The following is an 18,506-nucleotide window of genomic DNA, read 5'->3' on the forward strand; positions in this document are numbered from 1 at the left end:
CATGCCCACAACCGCGGAGCTGGTAGCGCTAGTTTCAGAGGCGTCCACGATCCTGGACGTGGCGGCGCAGCGCTTTGTGGCCGGACACGGCGCCGATGGCGTGGTGTTCAAAGGCGGCAAGGATTTCGCCACCGAAGAGGATCTGGCCATCGAACGGATGGTGGTCGAGGCACTTACCGAGCGCACCGGGATCGCCGTGCACGGTGAGGAATTCGGCGGCCCGGCCGTGGATTCCGGGCTGGTGTGGGTGGTGGACCCCATCGACGGCACCGTGAACTACGCGGCGGGTTCCCCCATGGCCGCGATCCTCTTGGGGCTGCTCCTGGACGGAGTACCGGTCGCCGGCTTGACCTGGCTGCCCTTCATGCGGGAGAAGTACACCGCCGTTACTGGGGGCCCGTTACTGCGCAACGGCGTTGCGATGCCCCCGTTGCCAGTAACCGATCTGGCCGATGTCGCCGTCGGTTTGGGCACCTTCAACGTCGACTGGAAGGGACGCGTGCCGGGCCGCTACCGGCTGACCGTCCTGGAGAAGCTGAGCCGGATCACCTCCCGGCTGCGGATGCACGGGAGCACCGGTATCGACTTGGCGTTCACCGCAGGCGGAATACTGGGCGGTGCAGTGAGTTTCGGTGCGCACGTGTGGGATCATGCCGCCGGTATCGCGTTGGTGCAGTCGGCGGGCGGGCACGCGACCGATCTGCGTGGTGATCCCTGGACGCCCGATTCGCCGTCGTTGCTGGTGGCGGCGCCCGGCGTGCATGAACAGATCCTGGAAGTGCTGGCCGAGGTCGGGGATCCGGAGGACTACCGATGAGTGTTGCCACCCGTGTCATCGCCTGCCTTGACGTCGACGACGGTCGCGTGGTTAAGGGTGTGAACTTCGAAAACCTGCGTGACGCTGGCGATCCGGTCGAATTGGCCGCCGCGTACGACGCCGAGGGCGTGGACGAACTCACCTTCCTTGACGTCACCGCATCCTCGTCGGGCCGGGCCACCATGCTGGATGTGGTGCGCCGGACCGCTGAGCAGGTCTTCATTCCACTGACCGTCGGTGGCGGCGTGCGCGCGGTGGAAGACGTAGACGTGCTGCTGCGGGCCGGGGCCGACAAGGTGGGCGTCAACACCGCGGCTATTGCACGCCCGGACCTGCTGGCCGAGCTGGCACAGCGGTTCGGATCGCAGTGCATCGTGCTGAGCGTCGACGCGCGCCGGGTCCGTGAATCCGATGCGCCCACCGCGTCCGGATGGGAAGTCACCACCCACGGCGGGCGCAAGGGCACCGGCATCGACGCGATCGAATGGACCCAGCGCGGTGCAGAGTTGGGGGTAGGGGAGATCTTGCTTAACTCCATGGACGCCGACGGCACCAAGGCCGGATTCGACCTTCCGATGATCGCGGCCGCCCGCGCGGCGGTGGACGTGCCCGTCATCGCCAGCGGCGGAGCCGGCGCCATCGAACATTTCGCGCCCGCCGTGCAGGCCGGTGCGGATGCGGTGTTGGCGGCCAGTGTCTTTCACTTCCGGGAACTCACCATCGGCCAGGTGAAGGCGGCCATGGCGGCAGCAGGGATCACGGTGCGATGACCGAGCTGGATCCGGCGATCGCCAGCCGATTGAAGCGTGACGCCGCCGGCCTGGTGACGGCCGTGGTGCAGGAACACGGCACCGGCACGGTCCTGATGGTGGCGTGGATGAATGACGAAGCCTTGGCGCAGACCCTGGCGACGCGGCGCGGCACCTACTTCTCGCGGTCGCGTCAGCGCCTATGGGTCAAGGGTGAGACGTCGGGCCACACCCAATACGTGCACTCGGTGCGGCTGGATTGCGACGGTGACACGCTCGTCCTCGAAGTCGAACAGACCGGGCCGGCCTGCCACACTGGGGCGCACAGTTGCTTCGATCGCGATGAGTTACTTGCGCGCGCGGAGGAACTCTAGCGCCTTGTCCGCATGCGCGTTCATGTTGAGCTCGCTGGAGAACACCTCGAGGACCGTCTTGTCGGTGTCGATGATGAACGTGGTCCGCTTGACCGGAGCCAGCTTGCCCAGTAGTCCGCGCTTGACGCCGAATGCACTTGAGACCTTGCCGCCGGTATCCGAGAGCAGCGGGTAGTCAAACTTGCGCTTGTCGGCGAAGTCGGCCTGCTTCTCCACCGAGTCGACGCTGATACCGACGCGGGCGGCGCCCACTTCCTTGAATTCGCTTGCCAGATCACGGAAATGGCAAGCCTCGGCAGTGCAGCCGGGGGTGTTGGCCGCCGGGTAGAAAAACAGCACGACCGGTCCGTCAGCCAGGAGCGTGGAGAGGCTGCGAGTGGTTCCGGTCTGGTCCGGAAGTTCGAAGTCGGCGACACGATCACCAGGTTTCATGAGTCGCACGCTACGCCAGGGCGTGAGACAGTCGGTTTCCCAGGGCGGTGATTGTCTGCATGTCACCACGGACACCGGGTGCCCACGGCAGTCCCAGCCGGTCTTTGGTCTTGTTGACATACCGGGGAATCACGTGGAGGTGAAAATGAAACTCCGTCTGCCATGCGTGCGCGCCGCAGCAGTTCAGGAGGTTCACTCCATCGGCCCCGAGTTCAGTAACGACTGCTTTGGCTATCCGCTGGGCGGTCAACGTGACGGCGCTCAGATCATCGGTCGGTATCTCGAGCAGATCCTTGCTGTGCTGCTTCGGAACCACCAGGAGGTGTCCGTCTGAGCCGGGGTTGATATCCATGAAGGCGTACGTTTTGGCGTCCTCAGCGACGCGTACACCGGGTACTGCACCGGAAACGATTCCGCAAAACAAGCAGTCATCGGCCACGGCCCTACGCTAAAGGCATTGATCTGTCGAACATACATTCCATAGCATGAGACTCGTGAGATGTGGCCGAACAGGCCCGCATATCGGCTCGACATGATGAGGTGCGACGTGCCATCGACGAACGTGACGGTGTTTCTGCCCGGCGGTGCGGTGTGGGAGTTTCACTGCGAATTGCGCTGGCGCGCTATGTTTCCGCGGCACTCTCGGCGATCTTCCTCATGCGAACACCCGAGTGCCGGGAGCTGCAGTGCGGGTTCCCGGGCCGGCCCGTCGTCACAACGGCCGGGCACGCCCGAGACTCATATGCGATCCCGGGCGTGCCGATACATCAGCGGGCGGGTAGCGGGCGGGACCGGATCAGTCGCGGCCACCAGAACAGCGGCCCGAGCAGCCGAGCTATCGCCGGAGTGATGAACGAACGCACGATGAGCGTGTCGAGCAGTAGACCAAGTCCGATGATGGAGCCCAACTGGCCCACGGACAGCAGGTCACTGGAGAGCATCGCCATCATCGTGGTCGCGAACACGATGCCCGCGGTGGTGACCACCTTGCCGGAGTTGGCCACCGCTCTGATCAGGCCGGTGTTGAGTCCGGCCTTGCTTTCCTCGAGGTAGCGGGAGATCAGCAGAAGGTTGTAGTCCGATCCGACCGCCACCAGGATGATGAAGGTGATGGGCAGGTTCAGCCAGCTCAGCGGTATGCCTAGGAAGTGCTGCCAGACCAACACCGATAAGCCGAATGCTCCGGAGTAGGAGAACGCGACGGTGCCGACGATGACGAGCGCCGCCACCACGCTCCTGGTGATCAGTAGCATCACCAGGAAAATCAAGGCGAATGCCGCGATGGCAGCGATCAACAGATCAATCTTGGTGGCGTCCTGGATGTCCCAGTACGTCGCCGCCGCACCTCCCAAATAGACCCGTGACCCGGCCAGCGTCGTGCCCTTGAGCGCCTCCTTGGCGGCAGGCAGATAGGCCTTTGCTTGGGCTACGCCTTCGGGGCTGAGTGCCTCGCCATCGTGGTAAATCATGTAGCGGGCCGATTTGCCGTCCGGCGAGATGAAGTATTTGAGGTCGATCTGGAAGTACGGATTGTCGAAGGCCTCCGGCGGCAAATAGAAGAACTCATCGTTCTTGGAACTGTCGAAGGCGTACCCGAGATCCATCATTTGGCGGCCCAACTCCTTCATCTGGGTCAGCATCGGCCGCATGGTGCTCTGCTCGGTCAGCACCACCTTCCTCATGTTGTCCAATTCGGCGGCGCTCTTACCGATCACATCGACAAGCTGCGGTGTGACCGCGTCCTGTATGAGCGCTGCCTTGAGGGTGTCGTCCGCCGCATCGGTCATCGAGTCGACCTGATCGGTCATGTCGAACAGTGACCTCAGCGCCCAGCACATCGGGATGTCGGCGCAGTGCGGCTCCCAGTAGAAGTAGTTTCGCAGCGGCCGGAACTGGTCGTCGAAATTGGCCAGTGTGTCGCGCATGGCGACGGTGGTGTCCTTCATCTCCTGCGCGCCCTTGACGGAAATACGTGCCGCACCGGCCTGCTGGCCGGTGAGTTCCTGCTGTTGGCGCATCAGGGTGGCCATTCGATCGGTGATATCGGCCATCTGGGTGAATCGGTCGGTGAGATCGGTGAGGAACGGGATCAATTCGTTGATCTTGGTTCCCATCGTCCCCATCGTGTAGGTGAACGATGAATGCTCCAACGGCGTGCCCAATGGTCTGGTGACACTTTGGATCATCGCGACGCCGGGGGTGTGAAACACCTCGCGCGCCACCTTGTCCAGTGCGATCATGTCCGTCGAATTGCGCATGTCGTGATCGGATTCGACCATCAACATGTCGCTGTTGAGCTTGCTTACTGGGAAGTGTCGATCCGCGGCCGCATATCCCTGATTGGCGGGAGTATCTGCCGACACGTATATCCGGTCATTGTAGTTCGGCCGATAGGTCGGAAGGGTGATCGACCCTATGAGCACCACGACGCTGCTTACCACCAGGATGCGACCGGGCCAGCGTACGACCACCGTGCCGACCTTTCGCCAAATGCCCGCGCTTGCTTTGACTTTCGGCTCGAAGGCGCCGAAGCGACTGCCCAATGCCAGCACGGCCGGCCCGAATGTGAGGGATGCCGCGACAGCCATGAGCGTTGCTACCGCGCACGGGATCCCCATCGTGTTGAAGTAGTTGAGGCGGGTGAACTGAAGGCAGAATGTCGCGCCGGCGATCGCCAGGCCCGATCCCAGGATGACGTGGGATACGCCCCGGACAGCCGAGTAATAGGCCGCCTCGCGGTCCTCGCCCGCATGACGGGCCTCTTGATACCGGCCGATCAGGAAGATCGCATAGTCGGTTCCGGCGCCGAGGATCAGCGCAACGAGGATGTTGGACGCGAAGACGGAGATGCCAATCAGCTTGTGATAGGCCAGGAACGCCACGACGCCGCGACCGCACGTCAGCTCGACCATGACCACGAGCAGCGTCAGCAATGCTGTGGAGATCGACCGGTAGACGATCAGCAGCATCACCGCGATGATGGCGATCGTCACGTACATCATCGTGATCATGCTTTCGTTGCCCACTTTGAGCATGTCCGAGGACAGCGGTGCGGAGCCGGAAACGTAAACCTTGAGGCCCTGGGGTGGTTGAACCTCGGAGATCAACTCGCGCACGGCTCGGATCGAGTCATCGGAGACCGTCGAGCCCTGGTCGCCGGCAACGCGCACGAGCGTGTATGCCGCCATTCCGTCGGCGCTCTGCACACCCGCGGCAGTCGTGCCCTGACCCCAGAGGTTCATGACGTACTGGACGTGCTTCTTGTCGTTCTCCAGCTTGCTCGCCAGCACGTCGTAGAACTTGTGATCGGCGTCGTTCAGCTTGTGGTCACCCTCGAGAATCACCATCACCAGGCTGTTGCTATCGGATTCTTTGAACGATTCGCCGATATGTATCAGTGCGGTGGACGACGGTGCGTCCAGCGGCACCAGCGGACCCTGATTGGCGTCGGTCACGGGCTCCAGCTGCGGGACGATGACGTTGACCAGGACGGCCAGTGCGAGCCAGGCCAGGATCACCAGCGGGGAAAACGTGCGAATTGCCTTCGCGAAGAATGGCTTTCGGGCCGCGTGCGTGCTCATGCGGACAGCACCTGGCACCAGACGCCGGCGTGCTCGCCGGTTGCCGTGTGCTCTGAACGGACCAATCCGTCCACCGTGATGCGGCAGCCGACATTCTGGCCTGCCACCTGCGCCGTGATGTCACCCGTCGCGGTGGTCAGGACGGTTGTCTCGGTGTGCGTCCAGGGCAATGCGGTGGGCTGGACGTCGACCGGTCTGTTGTTGGTGTCCCAGTAGCTCACCCGCGCCCAGCCGCCGTAGTCACCGAACACCTCGTACACGATGTTCTTGGGATTGAATTGCACGACGGCGAAATTGCCCCCGGGGCTGCGGGTCATGTCCTGCGAGCCGAAGATCCCGTGCGCGAATTTGATAGCAAGTCCCGCCGTGAGCAGCACAACCACGGTCAGCGTGGGCAACCAGATCTTGTTGACCACGCGACGGCTCCTGGAAACGCTCATAGCGACACCTTTCGATGTTCTAGGCCCACTCGTCCCGCACGTGCGGGTTGAGGAGTCGGTTCATGTCGCCACACCGAAGGTGCTGCGAAAACATGGTCGTCAGCGATGACGTACGCAAGCTCGATACCCGATCTGCGTCGGACGCCCGTGGATGCGCTGGCTACATCGCAGCTTATGCGTGACAGATACTATACAAGTTATGTATTAGGTGTCTATCTCTCGAATGAGATCCTCATCTCAGGGGGAGTGGCGGCGAATTCGGCTAAGCTGCGCCGGCTCCGGCCGTGGGATACGGCCGAGCTCTCGGTGACAGCGTCAAAGGTCCGATAGCCTGAGGCCAGCACGCGTTTTACCTGGTATCCCTCGGTGCGAGAGGGTCGAAGAAGGGGCACAATGGCCGTCCACGAGAGCTCGATTACCGTACGAGACTGGACGCAGCACCGGCCGGACCTCGACACCTCCTCGATGGAGATGATCGGCTTGTTGAAGCGGGCATCGGGCCTGCTCGCGAGGGTCGTCGAGCCCCTCAATGCGTCAATCCCCATCGCAGAGCCCGAACACGACATTCTTGTCGTGCTGCGCCACCGCAAGGGTCCCGTGATCGCACGCCACATCGCGGAAGAGCTCGGCGTGTCGCAGGCATGGATAAGCAGGACGCTGCGTCGGCTCGAAGAACGCGGATACGTCCGTCGGGAGGCGAACGCCAACGACCGGCGGGCCGCCATCATCAGCATGACCGCCAGCGGGCGCAGAGTCGTCGATGAGTCCTTCCCCGAAAAGTTGAGTGTGGAAAGTGCGGCGCTTGCCGGGCTTGGGGACGAGCGGGACTCGGTGGTGGCGAGTTTGAAGCGACTTGTCGAGGCCCTGAAGGCGTATGAGGGTTAGGCGCGCGGTCGGCACCCCGCTGCTGGTGGTATAGCCAAATCGGCTGGCGTGTGTCTGGGAGAATGGCAGCCATGCATAGCACCGTCAGCGGCGCCGCCACGACAACCAGGGAACAGTTCAACGCCCTGGCGGCGATCCATCGGGTGGTGCCGGTCACGCGAAAAGTCCTGGCAGACAGCGAGACCCCACTCTCTGCGTACCGGAAGTTGGGCGCCAACCGTCCGGGCACCTTCCTGCTGGAATCGGCGGAGAACGGTCGCTCGTGGTCGCGCTGGTCGTTCATCGGTGCCGGATCGCCGTCGGCGTTGACCGTCCGCGACGGGCAAGCCGCCTGGCTGGGCGCGACGCCGGAGGGCGCCCCAGTCGGCGGCGACCCTCTCGCTGCGCTGCGGGCCACCATGGATCTGCTGGCCGGCGAGTCGCTCACGGATCTGCCGCCGCTGTCCGGCGGGATGGTCGGCTTCCTGGCGTACGACATCGTGCGACGCCTGGAGCGGCTGCCCGAGACGACCACCGATGACCTCGGGCTGCCGGATCTGCTGCTGCTGCTCGCCACCGATATGGCGGCCGTTGATCACCACGAGGGCACCATCACGCTCATCGCCAACGCCGTCAACTGGGACGACACCCCGCAGCGGGTTGCAGAGGCGTACGACGACGCCGTGGCGCGGCTGGAAGTGATGACCGCGGCGTTGAGCCAGCCGCTGCCCTCCGCGGTCGCCCACTTCGACCGTCCGAAACCGACGTACAGCAACCAGCGCACCGTCCAGGAGTACAGCGCGATAGTCGACAAGCTGGTCGGCGATATCGAGGCCGGTGAGGCATTCCAGGTGGTGCCGAGCATGCGCTTCGAAATGGAGACCGATGTCGACCCGCTCGACGTCTACCGCATCCTGCGCGTCACCAACCCCAGCCCGTACATGTACCTGCTGCATGCGCCGGACTCCGATGGTGGAACGGCCTTTTCGATCGTCGGATCGAGCCCGGAGGCGCTGGTCACCGTCAAGGACGGGGTGGCCACTACCCATCCCATCGCGGGCACCCGCTGGCGCGGGGCGACTGACGAGGAAGACAGCCTGCTCGCCAAGGATCTACTCAACGACGAGAAGGAACTCTCGGAGCACCTAATGCTGGTCGACCTCGGCCGCAACGATCTCGGACGGGTCTGTACCCCGGGCACCGTGAAGGTCAGCGATTACAGCCACATCGAGCGCTACAGCCACGTGATGCACCTGGTGTCTACCGTTTCCGGGTCGCTTGCCGGCGGCAAGACGGCGCTGGACGCGATTACCGCGTGCTTCCCGGCCGGAACGCTGTCGGGGGCCCCGAAGGTGCGCGCCATGGAACTCATCGAAGAGGTCGAACTCACCCGGCGGGGACTGTACGGGGGAGTGCTCGGTTACCTGGACTTCGCCGGGAACGCCGATTTCGCCATCGCGATCCGCACGGCACTGTTCAAGGGCGGTCGCGCCTATGTTCAGGCCGGCGGTGGTGTGGTAGCCGACTCCACCGGAGAGTACGAGTTCAACGAGGCCCGGAACAAGGCCACCGCCGTGCTCAATGCCATCGCCGCTGCCGAAACCCTCACCGGCGCTGCGGATGTCTAACCCCGCTCGCAGAAAACTACTTACGGGTGCCGGGTTGCTCGTGATCGCGGCGGCTGCGCTGTGGGCGGCCTCGAAGTTCACCTGGGTGCGTGTGCGCTCCTTCGACGGTCTTGGTGACCCCCGCACGATCCTGGTGTCCGGTGCCGACTGGTCGGCGGCCCTGGTTCCGCTGGCGGTGGCGTTGATCGCGTCCGCCATCGCCACCCTCGCGATCCGCGGCTGGGCCTTACGGATCTTGGCTGTTCTAGTGGCGGTCATCGGTGCCGGCGCGGCCTACCTAGGCGTCAGCCTCTGGGCGGTCCGCGACGTCGGACCGCGTGCCGCGGACGTCACGCACATACCGATATCCACTCTGGTGGGCGCCGATAGGCTCTCCGGCGGCGCGACGGCCGCGGTTCTCGCCGCAGTGGTGGCGGTAGTGGCCGCCATGTCGCTGCTGCGCGCCGCACGCGGAGCCGTCGCCACCAAGTACCAGAACCCCGCCGCCAGACGCTCTGAAAGCGCAGATACGAGCCAGAGCGAGCGGGTGATGTGGGACAGCCTGGACGGCGGGCACGACCCCACCGCCGGCCCTACTGAGGCCTAGTCAGCTCCCATTCGAGCCCTACCTGACCCGGTTTATGTGTGTAGCCCGTGAACGGCTACCCTTCTGAGAAGTTCGAATGCGTAGGCGCGGGGGCGCCGCAAGAAGGGAATCGTCGAGGTCATGAGTTCGGGAACCGTACTCGATTCGATCCTCGATGGTGTGCGCGCTGATGTCGCGGCCCGCGAAGCCATTGTGGATCTCGCCAGCGTCAAAGCGGCCGCTAAAGCGGCACCCAAACCGCTCGATGTGATGGCTGCCCTGCGCGAACCGGGCATCGCGGTGATCGCCGAAGTCAAGAGGGCGAGCCCGTCGCGTGGTGCGCTCGCCGATATCAGTGATCCCGCCAAGCTTGCGAAGGCGTACGAGGACGGGGGAGCGCGGATCATCAGCGTGCTCACCGAGGGGCGCCGATTCAACGGCAGCCTCGACGACCTCGACTCGGTGCGCGCCGCGGTTTCAGTTCCGGTGTTGCGCAAGGACTTTGTGGTGGGCCCGTATCAGATTCACGAGGCGCGCGCGCACGGTGCAGACCTCATCCTGCTGATCGTCGCGGCGCTCGAACAGACCGCGTTGGTATCGCTGCTTGATCGCACCGAGTCACTGGGCATGACCGCGCTGGTGGAAGTGCACACCGAGGAAGAGGCCGATCGCGCGCTGTCCGCCGGTGCATCGGTCATCGGTGTCAATGCGCGTGACCTGAAAACTCTTGAGATCGATCGGGATTGCTTCTCCCGGATCGCGCCAGGACTGCCCAGCGGCGTGATCCGAATCGCCGAATCCGGTATCCGTGGAACCGCCGACCTGCTGGCGTACGCCGGCGCCGGGGCCGACGCGGTACTGGTTGGCGAGGGACTGGTCACCAGTGGTGATCCCCGGAGTGCCGTCGCGGATTTGGTGACGGCGGGTACGCATCCGTCCTGCCCCAAACCGGCTCGCTAGACGATGCCCGAAGGTCCTCGCGCAAGCGTCTCATCAATCATGAAGAACACCGGCCTACCGCAGATGAGCGCTGCCGTCGCCGAGTCCACCGCGCATGAACCAGATGCCCGCGGACATTTCGGCCCGTATGGCGGCCGCTACGTTGCCGAGGCACTCATGGCGGTCATCGAAGAAGTCACCGCCGCTTACGAGAAGGTCAGATCCGATCGCTCCTTTCTCGATGAGCTTGACCGGCTGCAGACGCACTATGTGGGCCGTCCATCACCGTTATACGAGGCCGAACGGCTCAGCGCCCACGCCGGTGGCGCACGCATTCTGCTCAAACGAGAAGATCTGAACCACACCGGTTCTCACAAAATCAACAACGTCCTCGGTCAGGTTCTCCTGGCCAAGCAAATGGGCAAGACCCGGGTCATTGCCGAAACCGGTGCGGGACAGCACGGAGTCGCCACCGCCACCGCGTGCGCGCTGCTGGGCATCGAATGCGTGATCTATATGGGCGCCGTCGATACCGCGCGGCAGGCGCTCAACGTCGCCCGCATGCGACTGCTGGGATCGACCGTCGTGTCGGTGGAGTCGGGGTCGAAGACCCTCAAGGACGCCATCAACGATGCCATGCGCGACTGGGTGACCAATGCGCACAACACCTACTACTGCTTCGGTACCGCCGCTGGCCCCCACCCCTTCCCGGTGATGGTGCGCGATTTCCAGCGCATCATCGGCATGGAGGCGCGGGTCCAGGTGCTGGATCAGGTGGGCAGGTTGCCGGATGCGGTCGTCGCCTGCGTCGGCGGCGGATCCAATGCGATCGGTCTGTTCCATGCCTTTATCGACGATTCGGCAGTGCGGTTGGTCGGGTACGAGGCCGCCGGTGACGGTGTCGAAACCGGTAGGCATGCAGCCACTTTCACCGGCGGGACACCCGGCGCGTTCCAGGGCTCCTACTCGTACCTACTGCAGGACGAAGACGGCCAGACCATCGAATCCCATTCGATCTCAGCGGGTTTGGATTACCCGGGGGTGGGACCCGAACACGCTTGGCTGCGTGAATCCGGACGAGCCGACTACCGGCCTATCACCGACAGCGAGGCCATGGACGCCTTTCTGCTGCTCTCCCGCGCCGAGGGCATCATCCCGGCCATCGAATCGGCGCACGCCGTTGCGGGCGCACTCAAACTGGGGGCGGAGTTGGGGGAGGGCAAGGTCATCGTGGTGAACCTGTCGGGCCGCGGTGACAAAGATGTCGAGACCGCCGCCAAATGGTTCGACCTGTTGGACAAGAACGGCGGCAAGTGATGACGCAGCCCGGCCGTCTCACCGAGGTCTTCGACAAGTGCCGCAGCGAGGATCGCGCGGCACTGATCGGCTATCTGCCCAACGGTTACCCGGACTTGGACACCTCGATCGAACTCATGACCACCCTGGTCCAGGGCGGGTGCGACATCGTCGAGGTGGGCATCGCGTACTCGGACCCGATGATGGACGGCCCGATGATCGCGGCGGCCGCGGAAACCGCGCTCGCCAACGGCGTTCGGGTGGCAGATGTCTTCACCACGGTGCGCGCCATCACCGATGCTGGCGGGCACGCCGTCGTCATGTCCTATTGGAACCCGGTGCTGCGGTATGGGGTTGACGCCTTCGCGCGCGATCTGGCGGTCGCCGGAGGCCTCGGCATCATCACCCCCGACCTGATCCCGGATGAAGCCGAAGACTGGATTGCCGCCTCCGACGCGTACGACCTGGATCGCGTCTTCCTCGTCGCGCCGTCCTCCACATCGGAACGGCTGGAGATGACCGTCGGCGCATGCCGGGGATTCGTGTACGCGGCATCCACGATGGGCGTCACCGGTGCGCGCGATGCGGTGTCGAACGCGGCCCCGGCATTGGTGAGCCGGGTGCGCGAAGTCTCCGATATCGCGGTCGGTGTCGGCCTGGGCGTGCGATCCGGTCCGCAGGCCGCCGAGATTGCGGCGTACGCGGACGGCGTCATCGTCGGCTCGGCATTAGTGGCCGCGGCCCCACAAGGCACCGCGGCGGTGCGTACCCTGGCTGAAGAATTGGCCGTCGGAGTCCGGAAGGGCACAACCACACCGTGACAGTCGTGAATCTGGCATACATCCCCAGCCCGCCCCAAGGAGTCTGGCATCTGGGGCCAATCCCGATCCGCGCCTATGCACTGTGCATCATCGCGGGCATCATCGTCGCGCTGGTTATCGGCGATCGGCGATGGGAAGAGCGCGGCGGTGAGCGCGGCGTCATCTACGACATCGCATTGTGGGCAGTACCTTTCGGACTGGTCGGCGGGCGTCTCTACCACGTGATGACCGATTGGCAGACCTACTTCGGACCGCACGGCAAGGGCATAGCGAAGGCAATTGCGGTCTGGGAGGGCGGTCTCGGCATCTGGGGCGCCGTCGCCCTCGGTGGCGTCGGAGCCTGGATTGCGTGTCGCCGTCGCGGAATTCCGCTTCCCGCATTCGGCGACGCGATTGCCCCAGGCATCGTGCTGGCCCAGGCAATCGGCCGGTTGGGCAACTACTTCAACCAGGAACTCACGGGTGGACCCACCACGTTGCCGTGGGGGCTGGAACTGTTCTACCGGCGCTCCGCTGACGGCGCGGTTGACATTCTGAATCTCAACGGCGTGTCGACCGGCGAAGTGGCACAAGTCGTTCACCCAACCTTCCTGTACGAATTGCTATGGAACGTCCTCATTTTCGCGCTACTGATCTTTGTGGATCGCCGCTTCAAGATCGGACACGGGCGACTGTTCGCGTTGTACGTGGCCGGGTACTGCGTGGGCAGGTTCTGCGTAGAGCTGATGCGCGTGGACCCCGCGACCCAATTCGGTGGCATCCGCGTGAATTCGTTCACCTCGACGCTGGTGTTCCTGGGCGCTGTCGCCTACATCCTGTTGGCCCCCAAGGGGCGTGAGGATCCTGAATCTCTTGCCGGCAATCAGGCAGAGGCGGCGGAGGTAGAGACAGACCCGGAGCGCGGAGAGACCGCGAATGCGACCGAAGACGTCGCCGATGCCGCCACGGACCAGCCCACCGCTGCGGTGGAATCGGGTGCCGACGCGATGGAGGCCGACCAGGACGTCGACGACGTCGAGTCCGACCAGGCCGTCGAGGTCCCAGCCAAGCCCGAAACAGATTCCCCGACCCTCTCGTAGATCTGGCATGGTGGAGAAATGACCGCGAGCACTCCGCCCCCCTTCGGAACGCCTCCTCCCGTGCCGCCGGCCGGAGTCCCTTACCCGCCGCCGCCCGGGTACGCAGGACCTCCCGTTGATCCTGCCGCCCCGTTTGGACGGAACCCGGCCACCGGTCAGCCCTACTCGGATAAATCGAAGCTTGTCGCTGGCCTGTTGCAACTCCTAGGCCTGGTTGGATTCGTGGGATTCGGCCGTATCTACCTAGGGCAAACCCTGCTCGGCGTCATCCAGCTGGTGGTCGGATTGGCGACCTTCACGGTGGGGGCAATCATCTGGGCGATCATCGATGCGATTCTGATTTTCGGCGGCAAGGTCCGCGACAAAGACGGCAGGGAGCTTAGAGACTGATCGGTGACTGATCCGCCTTCCAAGGGTGTGCGAGAATGGAGTTGACCGGGACGGCCCGGTAATTCTTCGCCAGGGGACGGCCTCACCGAAATTCGGAGGTATCTCTCATGGTTTGGCTGCTTCTCATCCTTGCGGGTCTGCTGGAGGTGGGTTGGGCTATCGGCCTCAAATACACCGAAGGATTCACTCGACTGTGGCCGACCGTGGGCACCGTCGGATCGATGATCATCAGTCTCGGACTGCTTGGCATCGCGATGAAGAGCCTGCCGGTCGGCACCGCCTATGCGATCTGGGTGGGGGTGGGCGCTGTCGGTACGGCGATCCTGGGCATCGTGTTGTTCGGGGATTCCGCCAACATCTGGCGACTGCTCAGCCTGGTACTAATCGTCGCCGGCATCATCGGTCTGAAACTGGCTTCCTGACAACGTAAACCGGCGAAGGTAACCGATGGGTGAATCGTGCCCGCACTGACTCGTGAGTAGATGTGACCGCGACTATGCTCAAAAGTCGTGACGAGACGCGGAAAGATTGTTTGCACTCTTGGCCCTGCGACCGGTTCTGCCGAGTTGGTGCGTGAGCTCGTCGATTCCGGCATGGACGTGGCACGACTCAACTTCAGCCACGGTGAGCATGCCGACCATGAGCAGAACTACCGCTGGGTGCGCAAGGCATCCGACGACTCCGGGCGCGCGGTTGGTGTCCTCGCGGACCTGCAGGGTCCCAAGATCCGGCTCGGCCGGTTCGCCACCGGCTCGACCGTGTGGGCGACGGGCGAGCAGATCAGGATCACTGTCGACGATGTGGTGGGCACCCCGGACCGGGTGTCCACCACATACAAGCAGTTGGCCGCCGATGCGTCCGTAGGGGACCGGCTCCTAGTCGACGACGGCAAGGTAGGTCTCACGGTGGAGGCCGTCGAGAACAACGACGTGGTCTGCCGGGTCACCGAGGGCGGCCCCGTCAGCAACAACAAGGGCTTGTCGTTGCCGGGGATGAACGTCTCGGTGCCCGCGCTGTCCGAGAAGGACATCGCCGACCTCGAATTCGCGCTGCGACTCGGGGTAGACCTCATCGCGCTGTCTTTCGTGCGCTCACCCAGCGACGTGGAACTGGTGCACGCCATCATGGACCGCGTCGGACGGCGCGTGCCGGTGATCGCCAAGCTGGAGAAGCCCGAGGCCGTCGCCAACCTTGAAGCCATTGTGCTGGCCTTCGACGCGATCATGGTCGCCCGTGGTGACCTCGGAGTCGAGCTGCCGCTCGAAGATGTGCCCATCGTGCAGAAGCGGGCCATCCAGATCGCGCGAGAGAACGCCCGTCCGGTCATCGTGGCGACCCAGATGCTCGAGTCGATGATCGAGAACTCGCGGCCCACCCGTGCCGAGGCCTCCGACGTCGCCAACGCAGTTCTCGATGGCGCGGATGCCGTGATGTTGTCGGGGGAGACCTCGGTCGGCAAGCACCCCATGGAAGCAGTGCGGACGATGGCCCGCATCGTGTCGGCGGTAGAGAGCCATTCGGTGAGTGCGCCGCCATTGACGCACGTGCCGCGTACGAAACGCGGTGTCATTTCGTATGCCGCCCGTGATATCGGTGAACGCCTGAACGCCAAGGCCCTCGTCGCCTTCACTCAGTCCGGGGATACGGTGCGGCGCCTGGCCCGGCTGCACACCCCGCTACCGGTGCTGGCGTTCACTCCGCTGCCCGAGGTTCGTAGCCAGCTGGCGCTCACGTGGGGAACGGAAACGTTCATCGTCCCGGTGATGGATACCACCGACGGCATGATCCAACAGGTGGATACGGCATTGCTAGCGATGGAGCGCTACCAGCGGGGAGATCTCGTGGTGATCGTCGCGGGCGCTCCTCCGGGAACAGTAGGCTCGACCAATCTGATCCACGTGCATCGGATCGGCGAGGACGACCACTAGACGATCACTCGAGGAGATTCAGCATCAGCATCGATGAGCCGCTTGCGCGAAGAGAATCGGGCCAGGCGGATTTTGAACAGCTCCTCTCTCTCCTGGAGCTGAAGAACCCCGAGACCGACCTGTTCATCGGCGGTCATCCCACGGTCAACCCCCCGCGTACCTTCGGCGGCCAGTTGATGGCACAGTCGGTGGTGGCCTCCGGTCGTACCGTGCCCGAGAAGCTCTCGCTGGCCGCCATCTCAACCCATTTCATCAACGGCGGCGACCCGGAACGGGACATCGAATTCCGGGTACTGCGGTTGCGGGACGAGCGCAGCTTCGCCAATCGCCGAGTGGATGCGGTCCAGGGCGACTTGTTGTTGTCCTCGGCCCTGGTGTCGTATCTCAAGGATTCCCCCGGGCTGGAACACGCGGCGGCGGCGCCAACGGTCGCCGATCCGGAGACATTGCCGACCATCGACGAGCATCTCGTCGGCTATGAGGAAACCGTGCCGATGTTCGTGGCCGCTCTCAAACCCATTGAGTGGCGCTATGACAATGACCCAGCATGGGTGCTCAAGGCAAAATCTCAACGGCTGGAACATAATCGGGTCTGGATGAAGACGCACGCGGCCTTGCCCGACGACCCGGTGCTGCATAGTGCCGCACTGGTCTACTCCTCGGACACCACGGTGCTGGATTCGATTATCACCACCCACGGATTGTCCTGGGGTTACGACCGAATCTTCGCCGCCACCATCAACCACAGCGTGTGGTTCCACCGTCCGCTGCGCTTCGATGACTGGGTGCTCTACGCCACCGAGTCGCCGGTTGCCTCGGCAGGGCGCGGCATGGGATCAGGACGGTATTTCGATCGCGAAGGAAGGTTGCTGGCCAGTACTATCCAGGAAGGCATTGTCAAATACTTCCCGGGGCGGTCATGATTCGCATTCTTTCTCTGCTGGTGGTGGTTCTCACCGTGATCACCATCATTTCCATCATCCAAGATCCGGCGAAGCCCAATGGCGAGAAGCTGCCGTGGGCCGTCATCGTGCTGGTTTTCCCGATCTTCGGACCGATCTTGTGGTTTGCCATCGGGAAGAGCGGTCCTGCCGACCGTTGGTAGTTGCGGGAGTATCCTGCAATAGAGGTCAACGATAGGTTTCAGCGGCTGCGGGAGGTGGCTGAATGCTAGAACCGCCAGCGGCCACCGCTCACGTGCGTATCGCCGAACGCGTTGCAATCCAGAGTGATTCACGGCTTGCGCGGTTCATCACCGCCGCCGCGGTATTGCTGTCGGCGGGATGGCTGGTGATGCTGGTCGCCCATTCCGGCTATCCGCCCCAGCCCGAAGTCAACGAAATCCTTTGGCCGCTCACCGTTCTGCTGTGTGTCGGGTTCATCGCTCGCGGTATCTTCCTGGGCCGGCCGGTGACCTACGGTCATGCGGCGTGGGCATGGACGGCCGTCCTGGTCGCGCTCGGAGCAGGGGTGCTGCAGTTCGAGCGCACCGGTGACGCGCTCGTAGTGGCTGCCGGACTCATTCTGATGTGGCCCACCTCGGCGCCGGCGCAGCCCGAGGCGCTGGCAGAAGTCGCCGCGCTCGTCGCCAACACCGGTGACGACCCACTGGCGGCATTCGCCATGCACTCGTTGAAGTCCTACTACTTCAACGCGGACCGCTCCGCGGCAATCGCCTATCGCACGCGTGCGGGTTTCGCTGTGGTCGGCGGTGATCCGGTCGGCGACCAATCCCAGTACCCATTGTTGGTACGCAATTTTTCCGCCATGTGCCGCTCGCATGGTTGGCGTATCGCGATCCTGGGCTGTGGTGAACGCCGTCTGTCCTTGTGGAGCGACGCCCGCGTCATCGGTCATCCGTTGCGCGCCATAGCGGTCGGCCGCGACGTCGTCATCGATGTACAGACCTTCGACATGGTGGGGCGCAAGTATCGGAACCTGCGCCAGGGGGTGCAGCGCACCCGCAACGCGGGGATGTCCACCGAGGTCGTCGACGAGCGAGGTTTGGACGGGGCGGTGCGTGCAGAACTTCAACAGGTGATGGAACTTTCGCACGGAGGCAGATTCGAGCGGGGATTCTCGATGATCCTCGACGGTGCTCTGCTCGGTCGGTATCCGGACATCCGCCTCATCATTGCCCGGGATGATTCCGGTGTGGTGCAAGGGTTTCACCGCTACGCCAGCACCGGGCGAGGGACAGACATCTCGCTCGACGTCCCGTGGCGGCGCCCCGGTGCGCCCAATGGCATCGACGAGCGACTGACAATCGACATGATCACGCTGGTCAAGAACGAAGGCGCCCGACGGTTATCGCTGGCGTTCGCAGCGTTTCCGGAGATTTTTGCAGAAAGGGACCGCAGCCGGGTACAGGAGGCCTGTTACTCGGCGATTCACGTGCTCGACCCGTTGATCGCCTTGGAGTCCTTGTACCGGTACCTTCGCAAGTTCCACGCGTTGGGCGATCGACGCTACGTTCTCGTGCAGATGTCCACTGTGCCGTTGGTCGCGTTCGCGTTGCTGAGCCTGGAATTCACGCCGCGGCTGCGTCCGAAGGAACCAGCGGCGTAACAGGACATTAACGTCGGGAAAACGCGCACGAATTG

General features: G+C 63.8%; 21 protein-coding genes. 16 read left to right on the top strand and 5 right to left on the bottom strand.

What is annotated here, in order from left to right; all coding sequences use genetic code 11:
* Nucleotide 1 precedes the first annotated feature (1 nt).
* The 3 genes from FZI91_RS14210 to hisI are packed head-to-tail and all read left to right on the top strand — an operon-like array spanning nt 2 to nt 1,940.
* The gene (locus FZI91_RS14210) at nt 2-817 is read left to right on the top strand and encodes an inositol monophosphatase (RefSeq protein ID WP_155939659.1); all 816 of its coding nucleotides are present in this window, start codon (nt 2-4) and stop codon (nt 815-817) included.
* Nucleotides 814-1,587: an imidazole glycerol phosphate synthase subunit HisF gene (gene hisF, locus FZI91_RS14215; RefSeq protein WP_155939660.1), complete on the top strand. Its 774-nt coding sequence runs from the start codon at nt 814-816 to the stop codon at nt 1,585-1,587. Before FZI91_RS14210 ends, hisF begins: the two co-directional genes overlap by 4 nt.
* Complete coding sequence (gene hisI, locus FZI91_RS14220) at nt 1,584-1,940, top strand: phosphoribosyl-AMP cyclohydrolase (protein WP_155939661.1); 357 nt, start codon at nt 1,584-1,586, stop codon at nt 1,938-1,940. Before hisF ends, hisI begins: the two co-directional genes overlap by 4 nt.
* Here hisI and FZI91_RS14225 read toward each other — a convergent pair.
* The 4 genes from FZI91_RS14225 to FZI91_RS14240 form a co-directional block, all read right to left on the bottom strand.
* On the bottom strand, nt 1,914-2,372 hold the full coding sequence (locus FZI91_RS14225) for a peroxiredoxin (protein WP_155939662.1): 459 nt from the start codon (nt 2,370-2,372) through the stop codon (nt 1,914-1,916). The genes hisI and FZI91_RS14225 overlap by 27 nt on opposite strands.
* 10 nt (nt 2,373-2,382) lie before the next feature.
* Nucleotides 2,383-2,811 carry an HIT family protein gene (locus FZI91_RS14230; protein ID WP_162526462.1) on the bottom strand — a complete coding sequence of 143 codons (429 nt, stop codon included), beginning with the start codon at nt 2,809-2,811 and terminating at the stop codon, nt 2,383-2,385.
* A 328-nt stretch (nt 2,812-3,139) separates the two neighbouring features.
* The gene (locus tag FZI91_RS14235) at nt 3,140-5,953 is read right to left on the bottom strand and encodes an RND family transporter (RefSeq protein WP_155939663.1); all 2,814 of its coding nucleotides are present in this window, start codon (nt 5,951-5,953) and stop codon (nt 3,140-3,142) included.
* Nucleotides 5,950-6,393, bottom strand: a complete 444-nt coding sequence (locus FZI91_RS14240) for an MmpS family transport accessory protein (RefSeq protein WP_155939664.1) — start codon at nt 6,391-6,393, stop codon at nt 5,950-5,952. Before FZI91_RS14240 ends, FZI91_RS14235 begins: the two co-directional genes overlap by 4 nt.
* A 393-nt stretch (nt 6,394-6,786) precedes the next feature.
* Between FZI91_RS14240 and FZI91_RS14245 the strand changes: the two genes are divergently transcribed.
* From FZI91_RS14245 to pyk, 10 genes are all read left to right on the top strand, one after another.
* Nucleotides 6,787-7,278, top strand: a complete 492-nt coding sequence (locus FZI91_RS14245; RefSeq protein WP_155939665.1) for a MarR family winged helix-turn-helix transcriptional regulator — start codon at nt 6,787-6,789, stop codon at nt 7,276-7,278.
* A 71-nt stretch (nt 7,279-7,349) separates the two neighbouring features.
* Nucleotides 7,350-8,885: an anthranilate synthase component I gene (locus tag FZI91_RS14250; RefSeq protein ID WP_155939666.1), complete on the top strand. Its 1,536-nt coding sequence runs from the start codon at nt 7,350-7,352 to the stop codon at nt 8,883-8,885.
* Complete coding sequence (locus FZI91_RS14255) at nt 8,878-9,471, top strand: TIGR02234 family membrane protein (protein WP_155939667.1); 594 nt, start codon at nt 8,878-8,880, stop codon at nt 9,469-9,471. The genes FZI91_RS14250 and FZI91_RS14255 overlap by 8 nt, the downstream gene beginning before the upstream one ends.
* Before the next feature lie 120 nt (nt 9,472-9,591).
* On the top strand, nt 9,592-10,410 hold the full coding sequence (gene trpC / locus FZI91_RS14260) for an indole-3-glycerol phosphate synthase TrpC (protein ID WP_155939668.1): 819 nt from the start codon (nt 9,592-9,594) through the stop codon (nt 10,408-10,410).
* Between the two features lie 39 nt (nt 10,411-10,449).
* A complete protein-coding gene (gene trpB, locus FZI91_RS14265; protein ID WP_155939669.1) occupies nt 10,450-11,706 on the top strand; it encodes a tryptophan synthase subunit beta in 1,257 nt (418 codons plus the stop codon).
* Nucleotides 11,706-12,506 (top strand): tryptophan synthase subunit alpha, encoded by an 801-nt coding sequence (trpA, locus tag FZI91_RS14270; protein WP_155939670.1) that lies wholly within the window; start codon nt 11,706-11,708, stop codon nt 12,504-12,506. Before trpB ends, trpA begins: the two co-directional genes overlap by 1 nt.
* Nucleotides 12,503-13,585 (top strand): prolipoprotein diacylglyceryl transferase, encoded by a 1,083-nt coding sequence (gene lgt, locus FZI91_RS14275; protein ID WP_309224167.1) that lies wholly within the window; start codon nt 12,503-12,505, stop codon nt 13,583-13,585. The genes trpA and lgt overlap by 4 nt, the downstream gene beginning before the upstream one ends.
* A gap of 18 nt (nt 13,586-13,603) precedes the next feature.
* Nucleotides 13,604-13,975 (top strand): NINE protein, encoded by a 372-nt coding sequence (locus FZI91_RS14280; protein WP_155939671.1) that lies wholly within the window; start codon nt 13,604-13,606, stop codon nt 13,973-13,975.
* Nucleotides 13,976-14,082: 107 nt separating this feature from the next.
* Entirely contained in the window at nt 14,083-14,397 is a 315-nt protein-coding gene (gene sugE / locus FZI91_RS14285; protein WP_155939672.1) for a quaternary ammonium compound efflux SMR transporter SugE, read from the top strand.
* 87 nt (nt 14,398-14,484) lie between these two features.
* On the top strand, nt 14,485-15,903 hold the full coding sequence (pyk, locus tag FZI91_RS14290) for a pyruvate kinase (protein ID WP_162526461.1): 1,419 nt from the start codon (nt 14,485-14,487) through the stop codon (nt 15,901-15,903).
* On the opposite strand, the gene FZI91_RS23705 is transcribed toward pyk, so the two are convergent.
* On the bottom strand, nt 15,900-16,040 hold the full coding sequence (locus FZI91_RS23705; RefSeq protein ID WP_162526458.1) for a hypothetical protein: 141 nt from the start codon (nt 16,038-16,040) through the stop codon (nt 15,900-15,902). The two genes, pyk and FZI91_RS23705, sit on opposite strands and share 4 nt — an antisense overlap.
* On the opposite strand from FZI91_RS23705, the gene FZI91_RS14295 reads away from it, so the two are divergent.
* The 3 genes from FZI91_RS14295 to FZI91_RS14305 all read left to right on the top strand — a co-directional run bounded on the left by FZI91_RS14295 (nt 15,996) and on the right by FZI91_RS14305 (nt 18,471).
* Complete coding sequence (locus FZI91_RS14295) at nt 15,996-16,826, top strand: acyl-CoA thioesterase II (protein ID WP_203448859.1); 831 nt, start codon at nt 15,996-15,998, stop codon at nt 16,824-16,826. The two genes, FZI91_RS23705 and FZI91_RS14295, sit on opposite strands and share 45 nt — an antisense overlap.
* Nucleotides 16,823-17,008, top strand: a complete 186-nt coding sequence (locus FZI91_RS14300) for a PLD nuclease N-terminal domain-containing protein (protein WP_155939673.1) — start codon at nt 16,823-16,825, stop codon at nt 17,006-17,008. The genes FZI91_RS14295 and FZI91_RS14300 overlap by 4 nt, the downstream gene beginning before the upstream one ends.
* Nucleotides 17,009-17,070: 62 nt before the next feature.
* A complete protein-coding gene (locus tag FZI91_RS14305; RefSeq protein ID WP_155939674.1) occupies nt 17,071-18,471 on the top strand; it encodes a bifunctional lysylphosphatidylglycerol flippase/synthetase MprF in 1,401 nt (466 codons plus the stop codon).
* Nucleotides 18,472-18,506: the final 35 nt, after the last annotated feature.

Source organism: Mycobacteroides sp. CBMA 271, from assembly GCF_009729205.1.
GTDB lineage: Bacteria > Actinomycetota > Actinomycetes > Mycobacteriales > Mycobacteriaceae > Mycobacterium.

Bases quoted from the DNA above. Each gene is read 5' to 3' on its own strand.
- FZI91_RS14255 (WP_155939667.1), top strand. From the start codon at position 8,878: ATGTCTAACCCCGCTCGCAGAAAACTACTTACGGGTGCCGGGTTGCTC.
- FZI91_RS14225 (WP_155939662.1), bottom strand. From the start codon at position 2,372: ATGAAACCTGGTGATCGTGTCGCCGACTTCGAACTTCCGGACCAGACC.
- FZI91_RS14305 (WP_155939674.1), top strand. From the start codon at position 17,071: ATGCTAGAACCGCCAGCGGCCACCGCTCACGTGCGTATCGCCGAACGC.
- sugE (WP_155939672.1), top strand. From the start codon at position 14,083: ATGGTTTGGCTGCTTCTCATCCTTGCGGGTCTGCTGGAGGTGGGTTGG.
- FZI91_RS14235 (WP_155939663.1), bottom strand. From the start codon at position 5,953: ATGAGCACGCACGCGGCCCGAAAGCCATTCTTCGCGAAGGCAATTCGC.
- hisF (WP_155939660.1), top strand. From the start codon at position 814: ATGAGTGTTGCCACCCGTGTCATCGCCTGCCTTGACGTCGACGACGGT.
- FZI91_RS14240 (WP_155939664.1), bottom strand. From the start codon at position 6,393: ATGAGCGTTTCCAGGAGCCGTCGCGTGGTCAACAAGATCTGGTTGCCC.
- FZI91_RS14300 (WP_155939673.1), top strand. From the start codon at position 16,823: ATGATTCGCATTCTTTCTCTGCTGGTGGTGGTTCTCACCGTGATCACC.
- FZI91_RS14245 (WP_155939665.1), top strand. From the start codon at position 6,787: ATGGCCGTCCACGAGAGCTCGATTACCGTACGAGACTGGACGCAGCAC.
- FZI91_RS14250 (WP_155939666.1), top strand. From the start codon at position 7,350: ATGCATAGCACCGTCAGCGGCGCCGCCACGACAACCAGGGAACAGTTC.
- trpB (WP_155939669.1), top strand. From the start codon at position 10,450: ATGAAGAACACCGGCCTACCGCAGATGAGCGCTGCCGTCGCCGAGTCC.
- trpC (WP_155939668.1), top strand. From the start codon at position 9,592: ATGAGTTCGGGAACCGTACTCGATTCGATCCTCGATGGTGTGCGCGCT.
- trpA (WP_155939670.1), top strand. From the start codon at position 11,706: ATGACGCAGCCCGGCCGTCTCACCGAGGTCTTCGACAAGTGCCGCAGC.
- FZI91_RS23705 (WP_162526458.1), bottom strand. From the start codon at position 16,040: ATGACCGCCGATGAACAGGTCGGTCTCGGGGTTCTTCAGCTCCAGGAG.
- FZI91_RS14210 (WP_155939659.1), top strand. From the start codon at position 2: ATGCCCACAACCGCGGAGCTGGTAGCGCTAGTTTCAGAGGCGTCCACG.
- hisI (WP_155939661.1), top strand. From the start codon at position 1,584: ATGACCGAGCTGGATCCGGCGATCGCCAGCCGATTGAAGCGTGACGCC.
- FZI91_RS14280 (WP_155939671.1), top strand. From the start codon at position 13,604: ATGACCGCGAGCACTCCGCCCCCCTTCGGAACGCCTCCTCCCGTGCCG.